This is a genomic window from Pseudomonas sp. SDI (assembly GCF_003105155.1).
Taxonomy (GTDB): domain Bacteria; phylum Pseudomonadota; class Gammaproteobacteria; order Pseudomonadales; family Pseudomonadaceae; genus Aquipseudomonas.
In genome coordinates, this window is sequence record NZ_QETK01000015.1 from 66,204 (window position 1) to 84,886 (window position 18,683).

Genomic DNA, 18,683 nt, shown 5'->3' on the forward strand with positions numbered 1-18,683 from the left:
GTGTTCACTCACTTATGCAACAGCTCAGCCGCAGCTGGGCAGGTTCTTTTCCTGACGTTTGGCTTCGCCCCAGAGCGCGTCCAAGTCTTCGAGGGTGCAATCTTCAATCGGACGACCCACATCGCGCAATGCCTGTTCGATAAAACGGAAACGTCGCTCGAACTTGCTGTTGGCGCCACGCAGGGCGTTTTCCGGGTCCAGCTTGAGGTGGCGGGCCAGGTTGACGGTGGCGAACAGCAGGTCGCCGACCTCGTCGGCCAGCGCCTGCGGGTCGTTGTCGGCCATGGCCTGGAGCACTTCGTCGAGCTCCTCGCGGACCTTGTCGAGCACCGGCAAGGCATCCGGCCAGTCGAAACCGACCTGGGCCGCACGCTTTTGCAGCTTGGCCGCGCGCGACAGGGCCGGCAGTGCGGCCGGAACGTCATCGAGCAGCGACAGTTGCTCGGGCTCGCTGCGTTCGGCGCGCTCCTGGGCCTTGATTTCTTCCCAGCGCTGCTTGACCTGGTCTTCGCTCAGCTGCGGGGTGTCCAGCGGCGCGTACAGCTCGCCGGTGGGGAATACGTGCGGGTGACGGCGGATCAGCTTGCGGGTGATGCTGTCGATCACCCCGGCAAACTCGAAACGCCCCTCTTCCAGCGCCAGCTGGCTGTAATAGACCACCTGGAACAGCAGGTCGCCCAGTTCGCCCTGCAGATGCTCGAAATCGCCGCGCTCGATGGCGTCGGCCACTTCGTAGGCTTCTTCGAGGGTGTGCGGGACGATGCTCGCGTAATTCTGCTTGAGGTCCCACGGGCAACCGTATTGCGGGTCGCGCAGGCGGGCCATGAGATGCAGCAGGTCATCGAGGTTGTACATGTTTGCGGTCTCGGTTGGACCTATCGCGGGACTAACCCGCGATAGCTAGCTCATGGCGTACGGTTACGCCGCGTCTCGATGATGTTCGGCAACTGCGAGATGCGTCCCAGCAAGCGTCCGAGCGCATCCAGCCCGGGAATCTCGATGGTCAGCGACATCAGCGCGGTGTTGTCTTCCTTGTTCGAGCGGGTATTGACCGCCAGCACGTTGATCCGCTCGTTGAGCAGCACCTGCGAGACGTCGCGCAGCAGCCCCGGACGGTCGTAGGCACGGATGATGATGTCTACCGGGTAGGTCTGCACCGGCACCGGCCCCCAGCTGACCTGGATGATCCGCTCCGGCTCGCGCCCGGCCAGTTGCAGCACCGAGGCGCAGTCCTGCCGGTGAATGGTCACGCCACGGCCCTGGGTGATATAGCCGACGATGGCATCACCCGGCAGTGGCTGGCAGCAACCGGCCATCTGCGTGAGCAGGTTGCCGACGCCCTGGATCTGGATGTCGCCGCGCTTGCCCGGTTTGTAGCCGGTAGCCTTGCGCGGCACCAGCTCGACGTGGTCGCTGCGCTCCGGTTCGACCAGTTGCTGGGCGGCGTTGACCAGGTGCGCCAGGCGCAGGTCGCCGGCACCGAGCGAGGCGAACATGTCCTCGGCCGTGCGCAGGTTGGCTTTTTCCGCCAGCCGCTCGAAGTCCACCTGCGGCAGGCCGAGACGGTTGAGTTCGCGTTCGAGCAGGGTCTTGCCGGCGGCGACGTTCTGATCGCGCGCCTGCAGCTTGAACCAGTGAACGATCTTGGCCCGCGCCCGCGAGGTGGTCACGTAGCCGAGGTTGGAGTTCAGCCAGTCGCGGCTCGGGTTGCCGTGCTTGCTGGTGATGATCTCGACCTGCTCGCCGGTCTGCAGGCTGTAGTTGAGCGGCACGATACGCCCGTTGATCTTGGCGCCACGGCAGTTGTGGCCGATCTCGGTGTGCACCCGGTAAGCGAAGTCCAGCGGTGTCGCGCCCTTGGGCAGGTCGATGGCGTGACCGTCCGGGGTGAACACGTAGACGCGGTCCGGCTCGATGTCGACGCGTAACTGCTCGGCCAGGCCGCCGATGTCGCCCAGCTCTTCGTGCCATTCCAGCACCTGACGCAGCCAGGAGATCTTCTCTTCGTAATGGTTGGAGCCGGATTTGACGTCGGTGCCCTTGTAGCGCCAGTGCGCGCAGACGCCGAGCTCGGCCTCTTCGTGCATGGCATGGGTACGGATCTGCACTTCCAGCACCTTGCCCTCGGGGCCGATCACCGCAGTGTGCAGCGAGCGGTAGCCGTTTTCCTTGGGGTTGGCGATGTAGTCGTCGAATTCCTTCGGAATGTGCCGCCAAAGGGTGTGCACGATACCCAGCGCGGTGTAGCAATCGCGCATTTCCGGGACCAGCACACGCACCGCACGCACGTCGTAGATCTGGCTGAATTCCAGACCCTTGCGCTGCATTTTGCGCCAGATCGAATAAATGTGCTTGGCCCGGCCGCTGATGTCGGCGTTGACCCCAGTGGCCAGCAGCTCGTTCTGCAACTGGTTCATCACCTCGCTGATGAAGCGCTCGCGGTCGAGCCGGCGCTCATGCAGCAGCTTGGCGATCTGCTTGTATTGCTCCGGCTCCAGGTAGCGGAACGACAGGTCTTCGAGTTCCCACTTGATGTGGCCGATACCCAGGCGGTGCGCCAGCGGCGCATAGATATCGAACACTTCGCGGGCCACGCGATTGCGCTTCTCGTCGTCGGCGCCTTTCACCGCGCGGATAGCGCAGGTACGTTCGGCCAGCTTGATCAGCGCGACGCGAACGTCGTCGACCATGGCCACGAGCATCTTGCGCAGGTTTTCCACCTGCGCCTGCGAGCCCAGCACCAGCGATTGGCGCGGGCTGAGGCTGGCGCTGATGGCGGCCATGCGCAACACGCCGTCGATCAGCTTGGCCACCACCGGGCCAAAGCGCTGGCCGACTTCGGCCAGGGTCACCTTGCCTTCGCGCACCGCGCGATAGATGACGGCGGCGACCAGCGAGTCCTGGTCGAGCTTGAGGTCGGCGAGGATCTCGGCGATTTCCAGGCCGGCCTGGAAACTCGAGGTACCATCGGCCCAGGAATGCTTGGCCGGATTGCCCTTTTTCTCGATTTCCTGGGCGAATTCGCAGGCCACCTTGAGGGCTTGCCGGTCCAGCGCCAGGTCGACGCTGACCACGTGATCCAGCCATGCTTCGAGATTGATACTGCCGTCGGTGTTGACCGGCTGGTGCACTCTCACCTGTACCATCTTTGTTTACCTTTCCCTACAGCACATACGCGATGTGCTTGAAAACACAGGTGTCGCCCTGCCACATGAAGGGGCGACACCGGGCGGTCAGCGTCGCTAACCCACCTCGAATAACGCCATGGCCTCGACATGCGCAGTCTGCGGAAACATGTCGAGGATCCCGGCACTTTTTAACCGGTAACCCTGCTTGAGCAACTCAAGCGTATCGCGGGCCAGGGTTGCCGGGTTGCACGAAACATAGACCAGGCGCTTTGCACCCAGGGCGCCGATATGCCGGACCACTTCGAATGCACCGTCGCGCGGTGGATCCAAGAGTACCGCAGAAAAGCCCCCAGCCGCCCAGCTTGCCGTCGCCAAAGGCTGGGATAAATCGGCCTGAAAAAACGCCACGTTATGCAAATTGTTGTCGACGGCGTTCGCCGCCGCGCGCTCGACCATGGCCTGCACGCCTTCCACCGCCACCACTTCGCGGGCCAGCCCGGCCAGTGGCAGGGCAAAATTGCCCAGCCCACAGAACAGATCCAGCACCCGCTCGTCGGCTTGCGGAGCGAGCCAGGCCAAGGCCTGCTCGATCATCGCGGTGTTCACCTGTTCATTAACCTGAACGAAATCGCCAGGCCGATAAGCCAGGCTTAGCTGCCACGGCGCCAGCTCGAAGCCCAGGCGCTGACCGTCTTCGACCGGGGCCGGTTCAGCCTCGCCGTGTAACCACAGTTGCACGTTTGCTTCGCGGCAAAACGCTTGCAGCCGGCCCAGGTCACCCTCGCCCAGCGGCGCGGTGTGACGCAGCAGCAAAGCCAGCGCGGTGCCGCTGAACAGCTCGACATGCCCGACCACCTGCGGCTTGCTCAGGCTGCGCAACAACATGGGCAGGTGGCGCATAATCGAATGCAAGGGTTGTACCAGCACCGGGCAATCATCGATGGCGACGATCTCCTGGCTGGCCTCGGCGCGAAAACCGACGTCCAGTTTCTTCGCCTTCTGGTCCCAGCGCACGGCCACCCGCGCGCGGCGGCGGTAGCCGAACTCGGGGCCGCTGAGCGGCGGCGCCCAGCGCTCTGGCGTCACCCCGGCGACACGCTGCAACTGCTCGGCGAGTAGGCGCTGCTTGAGTTCCAGCTGGGCCGCATGTGGCAGGTGCTGCAGGTTGCAGCCACCGCAGCGGTCGAAATGCTTGCACGGCGCCGGGCGGCGCTCGGCGCTGGCGCTGAAGACCCGCTCCAGGCGTGCCTCGACCACCTTGCCATGGGTATTGAGCACCCGCGCTTCGACCTCCTCGCCGGCCAGCGCGCCACTGACGAACCAGGTGCGACCGTCAAGGAAGGCAATACCGCGGCCGTCACCGGCCAGGCGCTCGATGTTCAGGCGCTGTTTCTTGCCGCTGGGAATTTGCGGGGTACGGCTACCGCCGGCCGGCTGGAAGCGCAGGCCGCTGTTACGTTTGGCTTTGGACATCAGCGATCCGCGTCGAAAATGCCGGTCGACAGGTAACGGTCGCCACGGTCACAGATGATCGCCACCAGCACGGCGTTTTCCACTTCGCGGGACAGGCGCAGCATGGCGGCCACTGCACCACCGGAGGACACGCCACAGAAAATGCCCTCTTCGCGGGCCAGACGGCGGGTGGTGTCTTCGGCTTCGGCCTGGGACATATCGACCACACGGTCGACGCGGCTGGCATCGAAGATCGATGGCAGGTATTCCTGCGGCCAGCGGCGAATGCCGGGGATGGCCGAGCCTTCCATCGGCTGCAGGCCGACGATCTGCACGTTGGGGTTCTGTTCCTTGAGGTAGCGCGAGCAGCCCATGATGGTGCCGGTGGTGCCCATGGAACTGATGAAATGGGTGATGCTGCCGCCGGTCTGCTGCCAGATTTCCGGGCCGGTGCTGACGTAGTGGGCTTCGGGGTTGTCACCGTTGCCGAACTGGTCGAGCACCTGGCCACGGCCTTCGGCCTGCAGGCGCTCGGCGAGGTCACGGGCGCCTTCCATGCCTTCTTCCTTGCTGACCAGGATCAGCTCGGCACCATAGGCGGTCATCGCGGCCTTGCGCTCGGCGCTGGAGTTGTCGGGCATGATCAGGATCATCTTGTAGCCCTTGATCGCCGCTGCCATCGCCAGGGCAATGCCGGTATTCCCGGAGGTCGCCTCGATCAGCGTAGCGCCGGGCTTGATCTGTCCACGCAGTTCGGCGCGGGTGATCATCGACAACGCCGGACGGTCCTTGACCGAACCTGCCGGGTTGTTGCCTTCGAGCTTGAGCAGGAGGGTGTTGCTGGTTTCGCCGGCCATGCGTTGCAGGCGAACCAGAGGCGTGTTGCCGACGCAATCGGCGATGGTAGGGTACTGCAAGGTCATGGCGTATTCGCAATCCAGACTGCCGGGGATGCGTATCATACCGGCAAACGGCGGTGGCCCATATCACGCAATGTGTGAGGCTTATAGCTACAGAGCATAAGCCGGCGCCCACAGGGTGTGCTGGTTACTGATAAAGGCTATAGGGCGACCGCCGGCAAGCGCATGTTCAGGCGCAACCCGCGCCCGCTGTTCTGCGCCCACAGTTGCCCGGCCTGACGCTGCACGGCATTGCGCGCAATGCTCAAGCCCAGACCAAAGCCACCATCGCCAGGCCGTGAGTCGTCGAGCCGGGTGAACGGGGCAAAGATCCGCTCCAGCTCGCCTTCCGCCACCCCGCCACCTTCATCTTCCAGCCAGAGCAGCCAGTGATTGCCCTGCCGCTGCCCTTGCAGACGAATCACCCCGTCTGCCGGCGAATGACGGATCGCGTTGCGCAGAATATTCTCCAGCGCCTGCGCCAGGCTGTTGAGGTGGCCCTGCACCCAGCAATCGGCGGGCAACTGGCAGTGCAAGCGCTCACGCGACCAGCCGCACTCATAGCAGGCGTCCTCGCAGAGCATCTCCCACAACGCCTGCACCTGGATCGGCGCCAGCGCCAGCGGCGCCCGCTCGGCATCCAGCCAGGCCAGTTGCAAGGCGTCCTCGACCAGCCGCTGCATGCAGTCGATCTCGCGGCTCAGGCGCTCGCGCAGGCAGGCCGCGTCCTGCTCGCCGTCGCAGGCCACGCGCAAACGGCTCAGCGGCGTGCGCAGCTCATGGGAGAGGTCGTGCAGCATCTGTTGCTGCAGTGCCACCGTGCCCTGCAAGCGCTCGGCCATATGATCGAAGGCCCGCCCCAGCTCGCCAAGCTCGTCCCGGCGCTGAGTGGTTTCGCGGTCGACCCGCGCGGTCAACTGATCGGCACGCCAGGCGTTGGCCTGCTCACGCAACTGGTTCAACGGGCGGATCAGCATGCGGTACAGGCCCACGCAGAACAGCAGCGCCAGCAACCCTGGGATCAGGCCATTGGTCACCAGTTTCCAGAACAACAGGGTCCAGCGGCTGGGCATCAGCCGCTGCGGCAGCTCAATGACCACACTGCCCAGGCTCGGGTCCTGGGGGAACGGAATCTTCAGCCACGGGATGCGCTTGGAGTTGCGGCTCATCGGCCAGTCGGCGCCACGCAGGAAGGTCAGGTGCTGGCGCTGCGCGTCGCTCAGCGGTTCGCTGGCCAGGCTTTGCAGGTCGCTGCCGATCACCCCGACGAAACCCTGCTCGCGCTGGCGCATCTGTGCCAGCCACTGATCGACACCGTCGCGCCCCTTGCGGCGCAATGCTGTCTCGGCCTCTTCGGCAAAGCGGTGCAGGGTGGCGCGCGACTGCGGCGAAAGGAAACCGCTCTGGATTTCCATATGTTGGCCCCACGACCAGCTCAGGGCCACCATCAGCAGGCAGAAGCCAACCAGCAGAAACGCCAGTCGCCAGAACAATGAATGACGATTGGGCAACTCAGCTGTCCTCACCGGCACTCAGCACGTAGCCCTTACCCCACACGGTGCGCACCTGGCGCTCACTGTAGCCGATGGACTTGAGTTTGCGGCGGATCTGGCTCACGTGCATGTCCAGGCTACGGTCGTGCCGCGAATAGCCACGCTGCAACACATGCTGATACAGGAAGGCTTTGCTCAGCACCTCTTCGTTGCTGCGCTGCAAGGTGTCGAGCAGGCGGTATTCGCTGGGGGTCAGGCCGGCGGGCTGGCCGTTGTAGGACACCTCGCTGGCGGCTTCGTCGAACTGCAACTCGCTGGACGTGCTGGCCACCGGGGCCTGATGGCGACGCTCCAGGGCCACTCGGCGCAGGATCGCGGCAATCCGCACTTCCAGCTCGACCATGCTGAACGGCTTGGGCAGGTAATCGTCGGCGCCGCACTGGAAACCGCTGATGCGGTCGGCCTCGGCGCCCAGCGCCGACATCATGATCACCGGGATCGAACTCTGCAGGCGCAGTTGCTCCAAGGCCTCCAGCCCGCTCATGCCGGGCAGCAGGATGTCCATCAGCACCACGTCGAAGCACCCGTGGCGGGCCAGCTCCAGCCCCTCCAGGCCATTACGGCACCAGGTCACTTGAAAACCGCTGCGCTGCAAGTGCTCATGCAGGTAGGCCCCCAGAACCGGGTCGTCCTCGATGGCGAGAATGTTCGAATCGTGAATAGCTACGGGAGTCATTGGCAGGTGCTATCAATTCTCAGTTGCGCGATTATTGAGCATTCGCGCCACCCAGGCAACTTATGCCTACGAAAGGTCGGGCCCCCTCCTACAAAACGATAAAAACAGATACAAATGAGTGCATTGGGTTCCGACACGCGGTAATTTTCTGAATTGCTTTGTCAGTAACGCCTGACAAAGGTCCTACAGAACTTGCCGTACACAGGAGAGTGGGCGTGCTGAATCGTTTGGGTATCAGAAGTCGCGTGCTGCTGCTCGCCCTGTTGCCGGCCGGGATGATGGCCCTGGTACTGGGTGGTTACTTCACCTGGCTGCAACAGAACGAGTTGCAGACCCAGTTGTTGCAGCGCGGCAAGATGATCGCCGAACAGCTGGCGCCGCTGGTCGCGCCGGCCATGGTGCGTCACGACCCGGCGCAGCTCGAACGTATCGCCGCCGAGGCGCTGGAACAAACCGACGTGCGCGCCGTGTCGTTCCTCGGCCCGGATCGCAGCAGCCTGGCCCACGCTGGCCCGAGCATGCTCAACCAGGCACCGGCCGGTGGTGGCACGCAACTGCTGCAACGCACCGGCAACGATGCCACCCGCTACCTGCTGCCAGTATTCGGCCATCACCGCGACCTGGCCGGCGAACGTATTCCCGGTGAAGCCGACCGCCTGCTCGGCTGGGTCGAAATCGAACTGTCCCACGACGGCACGCTGCTGCGCGGCTACCGCAGCCTGTTTACCAGCCTGCTGCTGATCGGCTTCGGCCTGGCCGGCACGGCGCTGCTGGCGCTGCGCATGAGCCGCACGATCAACGGCCCGATCGGCCAGATCAAATATGCGGTCAACCAGCTCAAGGATGGCAACCTCGAACAGCGCCTGCCGAGCATGGGCAGCTACGAGCTGGACGAGCTGGCCTCGGGCATCAATCGCATGGCCGAAACCTTGCACAACGCCCACGAAGAGCTGCAGCACAGCATCGACCAGGCTACCGAAGACGTGCGGCAAAACCTGGAAACCATCGAGATCCAGAACATCGAGCTGGACATGGCACGCAAGGAGGCCCTGGAGGCCAGCCGGATCAAGTCGGAATTCCTCGCCAACATGAGCCACGAGATCCGCACACCGCTCAACGGCATTCTTGGTTTCACCCACTTGCTGCAAAAGAGCGAGCTGACCCCGCGCCAGCTCGACTACCTGGGCACCATCGAAAAGTCTGCCGACAGCCTGCTGGGGATCATCAACGAGATCCTCGACTTTTCGAAGATCGAGGCCGGCAAGCTGGTGCTCGACAGTATTCCGTTCAACCTGCGCGACCTGATCCAGGACACCCTGACCATCCTCGCCCCGGCGGCCCATGCCAAGCAGCTGGAGTTGGTCAGCCTGGTCTATCGCGATACCCCGCTGTCGCTGGTCGGCGACCCGCTGCGGCTCAAGCAGATTCTCACCAACCTGGTCAGCAACGCGATCAAGTTCACCCGCGAAGGCACCATCGTCGCCCGCGCCATGCTCGAGGAGGAGCACGCAGAGAGTGTGCAGTTGCGCATCTGTATTCAGGACACCGGCATTGGCCTGTCGTCGCAGGATGTGCGCGCGCTGTTCCAGGCCTTCAGCCAGGCCGACAACTCGCTGTCGCGTCAGCCGGGCGGCACCGGCCTGGGCCTGGTGATTTCCAAGCGGCTGATCGAGCAGATGGGCGGCGAGATCGGTGTCGACAGTGTGCCCGGCGAAGGCTCGCAGTTCTGGATCAGCCTGAGCCTGCCGAAGGCCCGCGACGACGCCGAAGACCTGCCACTGCAACCGCTGCAAGGGCGCCGCGTGGCCATCGTCGACGGCCATGAGCTGGCACGCCAGGCGCTTGAGCATCAATTGCAGGACTGCGGCCTGACAGTGACCAGCTTCGCCAACATCGACCCGTTGCTCAAGGGCGTCGCAGCCGCCAGCCTCGGCGGCCAGCCGTTCGAGCTGGCGGTACTCGGGGTGAATCTGCAGGCCCTCGCCCCGGAGCGCCTCGGCGGGTACATTCAGCAGTTGGAGCAGCATGCCTGCCAGGCGCTGGTGCTATGCCCGACCACCGAGCAGGCGCTGTATCACCCGCACCTGCCCAACGCCCACGGTCAGCTGCATGCCAAGCCAGCCTGCACGCGCAAATTGCGCCGGGCCCTGGTCGACCTGGTGCAGCCGCGCCGCAGCAGCTCGGGCGAGATGCGCCTGCCCAATGCGCAGCGCCTGCCCAAGGTGCTCTGCGTCGACGACAACCCGGCCAACCTGCTGCTGGTGCAAACCCTGCTCGAAGACCTTGGCGCCGAAGTGCTGGCGGTGGACAGTGGCGGCGCGGCGATCAAGGCCGTACAGGAAGACAATTTCGACCTGGTGCTGATGGACGTGCAGATGCCGGTGATGGACGGCCGCGAATGCACCGAGCAGATCCGCCGCTGGGAAGCCGGCCAGGGCGGCACGGCGCTGCCGATCGTGGCGCTGACCGCGCACGCCATGGCCAACGAGAAACGCGCCCTGCTGCACAGCGGCATGGACGACTACCTGACCAAGCCGATCAGCGAGCGCCAGCTGTCGCAGGTGGTGCTGAAGTGGACCGGCCTGCAACTGGGCAACCCGCGCGGCGAACGGCTGCCCGAGCGCCACCTCGACGGCCACGAGCTGAAGGTACTCGATCCCGAGGAAGGCCTGCGTCTGGCGGCCGGCAAGCCGGACCTGGCCGCCGACATGCTGGCCATGTTGCTGGCCTCGCTGGACGCCGACCGCGAAGCGATCCGCGCCGCCCGCGAGGCCGACGACCGCAGTGCAACCATCGAGCGCGTGCATCGGCTCAACGGCGCCACCCGCTACTGTGGCGTACCGCAGCTACGCGCGGCCTGTCAGCGCAGTGAAACCTTGCTCAAGCAGGATGACCCGGACGCCCAGCAGGCCCTCGACGAACTCGACCAGGCCATCGGCCGCCTGACCTGCGCGGCGCGGCAAACCGCCTGACGTGCAGCAAATGCTCTAGGCCGAGGGTTGGCTACACTGGCGGCACACTTTTGAAGGAAGCTTGCCATGCGCGCCTTGTTCTATAGCAGCCAGCACTACAATCAGGACAGTTTCAACCAGGCCCCGGCAGTGCCGGGCCTGGAACTGCATTACCAGGCCGCGCGACTCAGCGACGACACCGCAGCACTGGCTGCCGGCTATGACGTGGTCTGCGCCTTCATCAACGACGACCTGTCGGCGCCAGTGCTGCAACGCCTTGCAGCGGGCGGCACGCGACTGATCGCGCTGCGCTCGGCCGGCTACAACCATGTCGACCTGGCAGCCACCAGGCGCCTCGGGCTGACCGTGGTGCGGGTGCCGGCGTACTCGCCGCACGCGGTGGCCGAGCACGCCGTGGCGTTGATCCTCGCGCTCAACCGGCGCCTGCACCGCGCCTACAACCGCACCCGCGAAGGCGACTTCAGCCTGCACGGGCTGACCGGCTTCGACCTGCACGGCAAAAGCGTCGGCGTGGTCGGCACCGGGCAGATCGGCCTGGCCTTCGCCCGGATCATGGCCGGCTTCGGTTGCCAACTGCTGGCCTACGACCCCTACCCCAACCCGCAGCTCGAAGCCCTCGGCGCGCGTTACCTGCCATTGCCGGAACTGCTGCGCGAGGCGCAGATCATCAGCCTGCACTGTCCGCTGACGGCGCAGAGCAAGCACCTGATCAACCCGCGCAGCCTGGCCACCCTGCGCCCAGGGGCGATGCTGATCAACACCGGGCGCGGCGCACTGGTCGACACCCCGGCGCTGATCGAGGCACTGAAAAGCGGCCAGCTCGGCTACCTGGGGCTGGACGTCTATGAGGAGGAAGCGCAGATCTTCTTCGAGGACCGCTCCGACCTGCCCTTGCAGGACGATGTGCTGGCGCGGCTGCTGACCTTCCCCAACGTGATCGTCACCGCGCACCAGGCCTTTCTCACCCGCGAGGCACTGGCGGCGATTGCGGCGACCACCCTGGACAACATTGCCCGCTGGACGGCAGGGAATCCGCAGAATCTGGTCGAGGGTTGATGCTAGGATACGCGGCAGATTTGGAGGACCCATGGTCGAACACGATTTCCGCTACACCCTGTTTAACCCGCAACACACCCTGATCGAATGCCGTTCGCTGCTGCCTGGCCGTTACCAGGTCACCGGCAATGGTGGCTCGATCCAGAAAGGCGACGTTCTGCTGGTCACCCTCAAGGGCAGCAAAACCCTGTCCATGCGCCTGAGCGTGGAGTCGGTGCGTCACCTGATCAACCCGAGCGGCCAGTGGGTCGCGGTGGCCAGCGGCCCGGTGTTCGGCGAGCTGGCGATTCACAGTTGGCAGGTCAACTGCAACAGCTGCGAGGCAACCCTGGACTTCGAGTTCGCAGTGGATGCCAAGCTGGGTAAAAAGGCCCAGCAGCCGGCCGCAGTGGCGCGGATTGCCGAGCTGGGCTGGCGCACCAAGGGCGACACGCATCAATGCCCGCAATGCCAGGAGGCAGCAAAGTGAAAGCCGTGCTGGTCAGCGGCCTGATCGCCGCCGGGTTGCTCGGTTGTGCCGCCGAGCCGATGAAACTGGAACAGGAACGCAGCTACGTGCTGGAGTGGATCGGCGAGCGTCCGCTGATCGACTACAGCCACCTGACCCTGACCCTGGCCGACGATGGCCGGGCCTATGGCAATGCCGGCTGCAACCACTGGTTTGCGCCGTATACGCTGCAAGGCGACAAGCTCAGCTTCGGCAAGGTGGGCAGCACACGCAAGCTCTGTGCGCCGGCGCTGATGGAGCAGGAGCGACGCTTCCTGCAGGCACTGGAAGCGGTGCAGCGCTGGGATATCTCGCCGATTGAGCAAGTACGCTTCTGGCCTGAACAGGGCAAGCCGCTGCGGTTCTGGCCTGAGGAAAGCTGATCGTCCGCGGCGGGTTGCACTACCTGTAGCTGGCTTGCCTGCGATCGGCTGCGCAGCAGTCGTAAAGCCTGAACACGCGGAGTATCAGAGACACCGCCATCACAGGTTTTGCTGCCGCTTTGCCCGAACGCGGACCGGGCGATCGCAGGCAAGCCAGCTCAGGATTGTGCAGGGCCGGTAATTCAGGCGCCTTTCAACGCCTTGATCTTCTCGCGCAGGCCCTCTGCCGTCTGCTCGCCCATCAGTTGCTCACGCACCTTGCCCTTGTCGTCGATGATGTAGGTCACCGGCAAGGCTTCGCTGCGGGGCAGGTCATACCGCTCGGCCGGGTCTTCGGCCAACACGGTAAAGCCGATGCCCAGCGCTTCGCTGGCCTTCTTCAGCTCATCGCCCTGCAAGCCGTCGAAGTTCACCCCGACCACTTGCACCCCCAGTGCCTGCCAGTCTTTGGCCGCCGCGTTCAGTTCCGGGATCTCGGTCCGGCACGGGCCACACCACTCGGCCCAGTAATTGAGCACCAGCCATTTGCCGTCCAGTTGCTCGGCTTTCACCGTGCTGCCGTTCTGATCGAGGCCGTAATCGGCACCGCAACCTGCGAGCAACAGGCTCGCCGTCATCGCCAGTGCTGCCGCCAATCGCCTTGTCATGGGTCAATCCTTCTTCAAGATTCAGGCAAAATGCCAATTCGCTGCGGTTAGAATAGCCGCCACCCCCTGCTGGATGCGACCCTCACATGACCGATCTGACCCTGTACCACAACCCACGCTGCTCCAAATCCCGTGGCGCGCTGGAACTGCTCGAGGCCCGTGGCCTGACCCCGACCGTGATCCGCTACCTGGAAACCCCGCCCGACGCCGCCACCCTCAAGGCCCTGCTCGGCAAGCTGAACATCGGCGCACGCGCCCTGCTGCGTACCGGCGAAGACGAATACAAAAGCCTCGACCTGGCCAACCCGGCGCTCAGCGACGAGCAACTGATCGCCGCCATGGCCGCGCATCCGAAGCTGATCGAACGGCCGATCCTGGTCGCTGCTGACAAGGCCGTGATCGGCCGACCACCGGAGAAAGTGCTGGAGTTGGTCTCGTGAGCGCGCCGTACATCCTGATTCTGTATTACAGCCGCCATGGCGCCACCAGCGAGATGGCCCGGCAGATCGCCCGCGGTGTCGAGCTGGGCGGCCTCGAAGCACGCCTGCGCACCGTGCCGGCAATCTCCACCGAGTGCGAAGCGGTGGCCCCGGACATCCCGGAAACCGGCGCGCTGTACGCCACCCTGGACGACCTGCGGCACTGCTCGGGCCTGGCCCTGGGCAGCCCGACCCGGTTCGGCAACATGGCCGCGCCGCTGAAGTATTTCATCGACGGTACCAGCAGCCTGTGGCTGAGCGGCGGCCTGGTCGGCAAGCCGGCGGCCGCCTTCACCTCCACCGCCAGCCTGCACGGTGGCCAGGAGTCGACCCTGCTGTCGATGCTGCTGCCGCTGATGCACCACGGCATGCTCATCATGGGCCTGCCGTACAGCGAGTCGGCGCTGCTGGAAACTCGTGGCGGCGGTACCCCGTATGGCGCCAGCCACCATGCCGGAGCCGACGGCAAGCGCGATCTGGACGCCGATGAAATCGCCCTGTGCCGGGCGCTCGGCCAGCGCCTGGCGAGTACCGCCAAACTGCTGGAGAACGGCCGTGGCTAAGAAGCCGAAGATCCTGCCGTCGCTGGAATGGCTGGCACCGCGCCTACGCCTGAGCCGGGCCTTGAGCCTGGCGGCGTTTTTTGGCCTGGCAGCGCTGCTGACGTTGAACAACCTGCTGTTCGCCGACCTGCATGGGGCGCGGGTCGGGGTAATCCTGGCCATCGAGCTGGTGCCGCTGGCGCTGCTGTTGCCGGGCATGCTGCTGGGCAGCGCACGGGCGCACGCCTGGACCTGCTTTGTGGTGAACCTGTATTTCATCAAGGGCGTGCTGGCCGCGTTCGACCCGACGCGGGCGCTGTTCGGCTGGCTGGAAGTGGCAATCAGCCTGGTGCTGTTTGTCAGTGCACTGCTGTATGTGCGCTGGCGCTTCCAGTACGAGCGGCGGCTGGCGGGGGAAGGTTCGCTCTAGGCGGTGCTGCTATCGCGGGACGAGCCTGCTCCCACAGGGGATAGCAGTGCTTGCGCTCTTGTGGGAGCGGACGAGTCCCGCGATCGGGCCACCGCCACTCTCAGTGATTGACGGTATACGCCAGCATCATCGACAACTGGCACAGCGGCCGCCCGCTGTCGGCACGCCACTGGTTGAACGCCTGCTGCACCGTGGCCAGGTCGCGCTGGCTGGTCGGCTGCTTGTCGATGATGTCCTGCGCCACCAGCGCGGCCACCACGTCGTTGGTCGGGACGAAAGTGTCCTTGCCGACCATGCGCAGGAAGCGCGGCGCCGACAGGCCGCCCAACTGGTTGCCCTGCTTGGCCAGGTACTTCCACAGGCCGACGATATCGTCCAGCGGCCACTCGGCGATAAACGCAGCGAAGCTACCGTGCTCCTGCTGGATATCCAGCACCATCTGCGCATTGCGCGGCACGCTCTTGAGCTTGCCCAGGTGGCGGATGATCCGCGTGTCCTGCATCAACCGTTCCAGGTGTTCGCCGCCCATCAGCACTACCTTCTCCGGGTCGAAGCCGAAGAACACCTGCTCGAACGCCGGCCACTTGGCGTCCACCAGGCTGTGCTTGAGCCCGGCACGGAACACCCGCAGGGCCAGGGTCGACAGGTAGCGGTCGTCGCCGATCGCGCGCAACTGCGCGGCGCTCAGCGCCTGCGGCAGGTGCGCCTCTAGCGCCGCCGCCGAGCCGAAGCGGTTCAGGCAGAATTCATGCAACCACTGATAATCGCGCATGCCAGTCAGATATTCAGCACGTCGAGGAAGCGCGGGGTGGCGCTCTCGTCGATTCGCAGGTTGGTGAAGTCGAACAGGTTGCGGTCGGCCAGCTGCGACGGCACCACGTTCTGCAGGCCGCGGAAGATGCTCTCGGTACGGCCCGGCGACTTGCGCTCCCACTCCACCAGCATGTCCTTGACCACCTGGCGCTGCAGGTTTTCCTGCGAGCCGCAGAGGTTGCACGGGATGATCGGGAATTCCTTCATGTCCGAGTAGGCCTGGATGTCCTTCTCATTGCAGTAGGCCAGCGGGCGGATCACCACGTTGCGGCCGTCGTCGGCCAGCAGCTTGGGCGGCATGGCCTTGAGCGTGCCGTTGAAGAACATGTTGAGGAAGAAGGTTTCGACGATGTCGTCGCGGTGATGCCCCAAGGCCATCTTGGTCGCGCCGATCTCGTCGGCGAAGGTGTACAAGGTGCCGCGGCGCAGGCGCGAGCACAGCGAGCAGGTGGTCTTGCCCTCCGGGATCAGCTCCTTGACCACCGAGTAGGTGTCCTTCTCGACGATGTGATACGCCACGCCCAGGCTTTCCAGGTAGGCCGGCAGCACGTGCTCGGGGAAGCCCGGCTGTTTCTGGTCCATGTTCACCGCGACGATCTCGAACTTGATCGGCGCCACTTTCTGCAGGTGCAGCAGAACATCGAGCATGGTGTAGCTGTCTTTGCCGCCGGACAGGCAGACCATGACCTTGTCACCGTCTTCGATCATGTTGAAGTCGGTGATGGCCTCGCCGGCGAGGCGACGAAGGCGTTTTTGCAGTTTGTTCTGGTTGACCGAAAGGGTGCCCATAGCGCTTGGAATCCGCGAGGTGTGACAAAAGGCCGGTATTTTACGCACAAACCGGGGCCGGGCGAAGACCCAACCGATAAAGACTACAAGGGAATCAAGACGCGCCCCTACAGCGCGATTTGCTCTAAAAAACCGGCTTTGTGCAGTGAACGCCTTCCTATACTGCGACATAAGGCCACAGCGACAGTGACCTGATTGTTCTGGCCCCACCGTGCGGGCCGCAGGCGCTCCGCTGGGGGGCGATGGCAACGATGAAGGAGTGACTGGCATGATCCATCACGTTCTGGGGCTGTTCACCCATCCCGATCAGGAATGGAAGGAGATTCGTGGCGAGGATGAGTCCATCAGCCACATGTACCTGACCCACACCTTGATATTGGCGGCCATCCCCGCCGTTTCGGCATTTATCGGCACCACCCAGGTCGGCTGGGTCATCGGCGAGCGCGCCCCGGTCATGTTGACCGTCGAAAGCGCGCTCTGGATGACCATGATGTCGTACCTGGCAATGCTCGGCGGCGTCGCGGTGATGGGCGCCTTCATCCACTGGATGGCGCGCACCTACGACGCCAACCCGAGCATGGCGCAATGCATCGCCTTTGCCACCTACACCGCCACCCCGCTGTTCATTGGCGGCCTGGCGGCGCTTTACCCGCATCTGTGGCTGGGGATGATCATCGGCACAGCCGCCATTTGCTACACGGTTTACCTGCTGTACGTCGGCTTGCCGACATTCATGAACATACCGTCCGACGAGGGCTTCCTGTTTTCCAGCTCGGTACTGGCAGTGGGGCTGGTGGTGCTAGTGGCCATCATGGCCTTCACCGTGATCGTCTGGGGACTGGGCGTGGGGCCCGTCTACACCAACTAAAGCTAGAAACACCCACAACATAGGTGCTGTATCCCTCAGGCCGCCGCAAGGCGGCCTGTTGCTGCGTGCGGACCAGCGGACTCGGCAGCGCTGCCCGGGTTGCGGCATAATTGCCGGCCAGGAGTGCCTACCCGTTATGCCAGAGCTGCTCAATTCCCGCGTCGAAAGCTGTTACCAGCAAGCCGAAGCCTTTTTCAAGCGCCCGTTTCAGCGTCCCGAGGTCAGCTTCAAGCTGCGCGGACAGAAGGCCGGTGTCGCGCATCTGCACGAGAACCTGCTGCGCTTCAACCTGCAGCTGTACCGGGAAAACGCCGAAGACTTTCTCAAGCAGACGGTGGCCCATGAAGTCGCGCACCTGATCGCGCACCAGTTGTTCGGCGAGCGCATTCAGCCGCATGGCGAAGAGTGGCAATTGATCATGCGCGGGGTCTACGAGCTGCCGCCCAATCGCTGCCACAACTATGCGGTCAAGCGCCGTACGGTGACCCGCTACATCTACAAATGCCCGTGTGCCGGCAGCGATTTCCCGTTCTCGGCGCAGCGCCATGGGCTGGTGCGGCAGGGGCGGCGGTACCTGTGCCGGCGCTGTCGGCAGACCCTGGTATTTACCGGCGAGATGCGCGTGGAGTGAAGCGCATCGCCGGCCTTGCCGGCGATAGGGCTGCCAGCGTTCAGCCGCTGTCGCGAAAGCGCCCCGGCGTCACCCCCACCACCTTCCTGAACGCCCGCGCCATATGGCTCTGATCGAAAAACCCGGCACAGAACGACGCATCGGCAATCGCCATGCCCTGGCGCAGCAGTTGCTGCACATGCGCCACGCGTTTCTGGATCTGGTAGCTGTGCGGTGAAACCCCGACGCTCTTCTTGAACACCCGGATCATGTACAGCGGATCCATCCCCACCAGCGCAGCGAGTTCGTCCAGCGCCACGTTGCGGGCAAAGGCTTCATCCAGTAGCCCCCTCACCCGCCTGACGGCTTCGCGCTCGGCCGCCAGCGCCCGCTCCAGGCGCACGCCGCCGCGCTGGAACAACGCCGCGAGCAAACCCAACAGCAAGCTGTCGCGCTCCAGCAGCGAATCCGCCACCTCGATCAGCGCATGCTGGCGGGCAAAGGCCTGGGCAAAGACTTCATCGCGGCTGAAGGCCTCCCGGAACAGGTGCAGGTGGTCGTCACCATAGTGCCCCTGCAAGACCACGCGGTTCAGCCATTGCGGGTCGACATAGAGCATCCGGTACATCCAGCCTTGATCGCTGCCGGGCAAGCCGTCATGGATTTCGCCGGGGCTGATGGTCACCAGCGTGCCGGCCGTGCCCAGGTAGCTGGCGCCGCGGTAGTAGAGCTTTTCCACCCCCGCACAGATCGCTCCGAGGGCATAGCGTTCATGGGCGTGGCGGCCGAACGACTGCCGGCTGAAACGCGCGGCCAGCAGCTCGCACTGGCCATCGGCGACCCGCCGGAACCGCGAAAAATCAGCTGTTTGCCCATCCATGCCGTTGTCCAGTTTCGTC

19 protein-coding genes are annotated in these 18,683 nt (G+C 64.5%); 9 read left to right on the top strand and 10 right to left on the bottom strand.

Features of this window, described 5'->3' with window-relative positions; translation table 11 throughout:
* Positions 1-24: 24 nt before the first annotated feature.
* From mazG to DCO48_RS12130, 6 genes are all read right to left on the bottom strand, one after another.
* A complete protein-coding gene (gene mazG, locus DCO48_RS12105; RefSeq protein WP_116550842.1) occupies positions 25-855 on the bottom strand; it encodes a nucleoside triphosphate pyrophosphohydrolase in 831 nt (276 codons plus the stop codon).
* 50 nt (positions 856-905) lie between these two features.
* The gene (gene relA, locus DCO48_RS12110; RefSeq protein WP_116550843.1) at positions 906-3,146 is read right to left on the bottom strand and encodes a GTP diphosphokinase; all 2,241 of its coding nucleotides are present in this window, start codon (positions 3,144-3,146) and stop codon (positions 906-908) included.
* A gap of 96 nt (positions 3,147-3,242) precedes the next feature.
* Positions 3,243-4,601, bottom strand: coding sequence for a 23S rRNA (uracil(1939)-C(5))-methyltransferase RlmD (rlmD, locus tag DCO48_RS12115; RefSeq protein WP_116550844.1), 1,359 nt, complete (start codon positions 4,599-4,601; stop codon positions 3,243-3,245).
* Positions 4,601-5,503: a cysteine synthase CysM gene (cysM, locus tag DCO48_RS12120; protein ID WP_165840766.1), complete on the bottom strand. Its 903-nt coding sequence runs from the start codon at positions 5,501-5,503 to the stop codon at positions 4,601-4,603. The genes rlmD and cysM overlap by 1 nt, the downstream gene beginning before the upstream one ends.
* A 137-nt stretch (positions 5,504-5,640) precedes the next feature.
* On the bottom strand, positions 5,641-7,005 hold the full coding sequence (locus DCO48_RS12125) for a sensor histidine kinase (protein ID WP_116550891.1): 1,365 nt from the start codon (positions 7,003-7,005) through the stop codon (positions 5,641-5,643).
* Positions 6,992-7,708 (bottom strand): response regulator transcription factor, encoded by a 717-nt coding sequence (locus tag DCO48_RS12130; RefSeq protein WP_116550846.1) that lies wholly within the window; start codon positions 7,706-7,708, stop codon positions 6,992-6,994. Before DCO48_RS12130 ends, DCO48_RS12125 begins: the two co-directional genes overlap by 14 nt.
* A gap of 215 nt (positions 7,709-7,923) precedes the next feature.
* Here DCO48_RS12130 and DCO48_RS12135 point away from each other — a divergent pair, with 215 nt between their 5' ends.
* The 4 genes from DCO48_RS12135 (at position 7,924) to DCO48_RS12150 (ending at position 12,606) form a co-directional block, all read left to right on the top strand.
* Positions 7,924-10,680, top strand: coding sequence for a response regulator (locus tag DCO48_RS12135; protein ID WP_116550847.1), 2,757 nt, complete (start codon positions 7,924-7,926; stop codon positions 10,678-10,680).
* 66 nt (positions 10,681-10,746) lie between these two features.
* Complete coding sequence (locus tag DCO48_RS12140; RefSeq protein WP_116550848.1) at positions 10,747-11,736, top strand: 2-hydroxyacid dehydrogenase; 990 nt, start codon at positions 10,747-10,749, stop codon at positions 11,734-11,736.
* Positions 11,737-11,767: 31 nt separating this feature from the next.
* The gene (locus tag DCO48_RS12145; RefSeq protein ID WP_116550849.1) at positions 11,768-12,205 is read left to right on the top strand and encodes a hypothetical protein; all 438 of its coding nucleotides are present in this window, start codon (positions 11,768-11,770) and stop codon (positions 12,203-12,205) included.
* Positions 12,175-12,606, top strand: coding sequence for an META domain-containing protein (locus DCO48_RS12150; protein WP_371919502.1), 432 nt, complete (start codon positions 12,175-12,177; stop codon positions 12,604-12,606). The genes DCO48_RS12145 and DCO48_RS12150 overlap by 31 nt, the downstream gene beginning before the upstream one ends.
* 182 nt (positions 12,607-12,788) lie before the next feature.
* Here the strand turns inward: DCO48_RS12150 and DCO48_RS12155 are convergent, their stop codons facing one another.
* A complete protein-coding gene (locus DCO48_RS12155) occupies positions 12,789-13,253 on the bottom strand; it encodes a TlpA disulfide reductase family protein (protein ID WP_116550851.1) in 465 nt (154 codons plus the stop codon).
* An 86-nt stretch (positions 13,254-13,339) separates the two neighbouring features.
* On the opposite strand from DCO48_RS12155, the gene arsC reads away from it, so the two are divergent.
* From arsC to DCO48_RS12170, 3 genes are read left to right on the top strand one after another with little or no spacing between them, the layout of a single operon-like run.
* Positions 13,340-13,693: an arsenate reductase (glutaredoxin) gene (gene arsC, locus DCO48_RS12160; protein WP_116550852.1), complete on the top strand. Its 354-nt coding sequence runs from the start codon at positions 13,340-13,342 to the stop codon at positions 13,691-13,693.
* Complete coding sequence (wrbA, locus tag DCO48_RS12165; protein WP_116550853.1) at positions 13,690-14,295, top strand: NAD(P)H:quinone oxidoreductase; 606 nt, start codon at positions 13,690-13,692, stop codon at positions 14,293-14,295. Before arsC ends, wrbA begins: the two co-directional genes overlap by 4 nt.
* A complete protein-coding gene (locus tag DCO48_RS12170; RefSeq protein WP_116550854.1) occupies positions 14,288-14,704 on the top strand; it encodes a DUF2069 domain-containing protein in 417 nt (138 codons plus the stop codon). The genes wrbA and DCO48_RS12170 overlap by 8 nt, the downstream gene beginning before the upstream one ends.
* Positions 14,705-14,804: 100 nt before the next feature.
* Here DCO48_RS12170 and DCO48_RS12175 read toward each other — a convergent pair whose 3' ends face one another.
* Both DCO48_RS12175 and ttcA read right to left on the bottom strand, forming a co-directional pair.
* The gene (locus DCO48_RS12175) at positions 14,805-15,476 is read right to left on the bottom strand and encodes a DNA-3-methyladenine glycosylase I (protein WP_116550855.1); all 672 of its coding nucleotides are present in this window, start codon (positions 15,474-15,476) and stop codon (positions 14,805-14,807) included.
* Between the two features lie 5 nt (positions 15,477-15,481).
* Entirely contained in the window at positions 15,482-16,306 is an 825-nt protein-coding gene (gene ttcA / locus DCO48_RS12180; RefSeq protein ID WP_116550856.1) for a tRNA 2-thiocytidine(32) synthetase TtcA, read from the bottom strand.
* 268 nt (positions 16,307-16,574) lie between these two features.
* Here ttcA and DCO48_RS12185 point away from each other — a divergent pair, with 268 nt between their 5' ends.
* Positions 16,575-17,174: a Yip1 family protein gene (locus tag DCO48_RS12185; RefSeq protein WP_116550857.1), complete on the top strand. Its 600-nt coding sequence runs from the start codon at positions 16,575-16,577 to the stop codon at positions 17,172-17,174.
* Between the two features lie 136 nt (positions 17,175-17,310).
* Entirely contained in the window at positions 17,311-17,805 is a 495-nt protein-coding gene (locus tag DCO48_RS12190; protein ID WP_116550858.1) for a SprT family zinc-dependent metalloprotease, read from the top strand.
* A gap of 40 nt (positions 17,806-17,845) precedes the next feature.
* On the opposite strand, the gene DCO48_RS12195 is transcribed toward DCO48_RS12190, so the two are convergent.
* The gene (locus DCO48_RS12195; RefSeq protein WP_116550859.1) at positions 17,846-18,664 is read right to left on the bottom strand and encodes an AraC family transcriptional regulator; all 819 of its coding nucleotides are present in this window, start codon (positions 18,662-18,664) and stop codon (positions 17,846-17,848) included.
* Positions 18,665-18,683 lie beyond the last annotated feature (19 nt).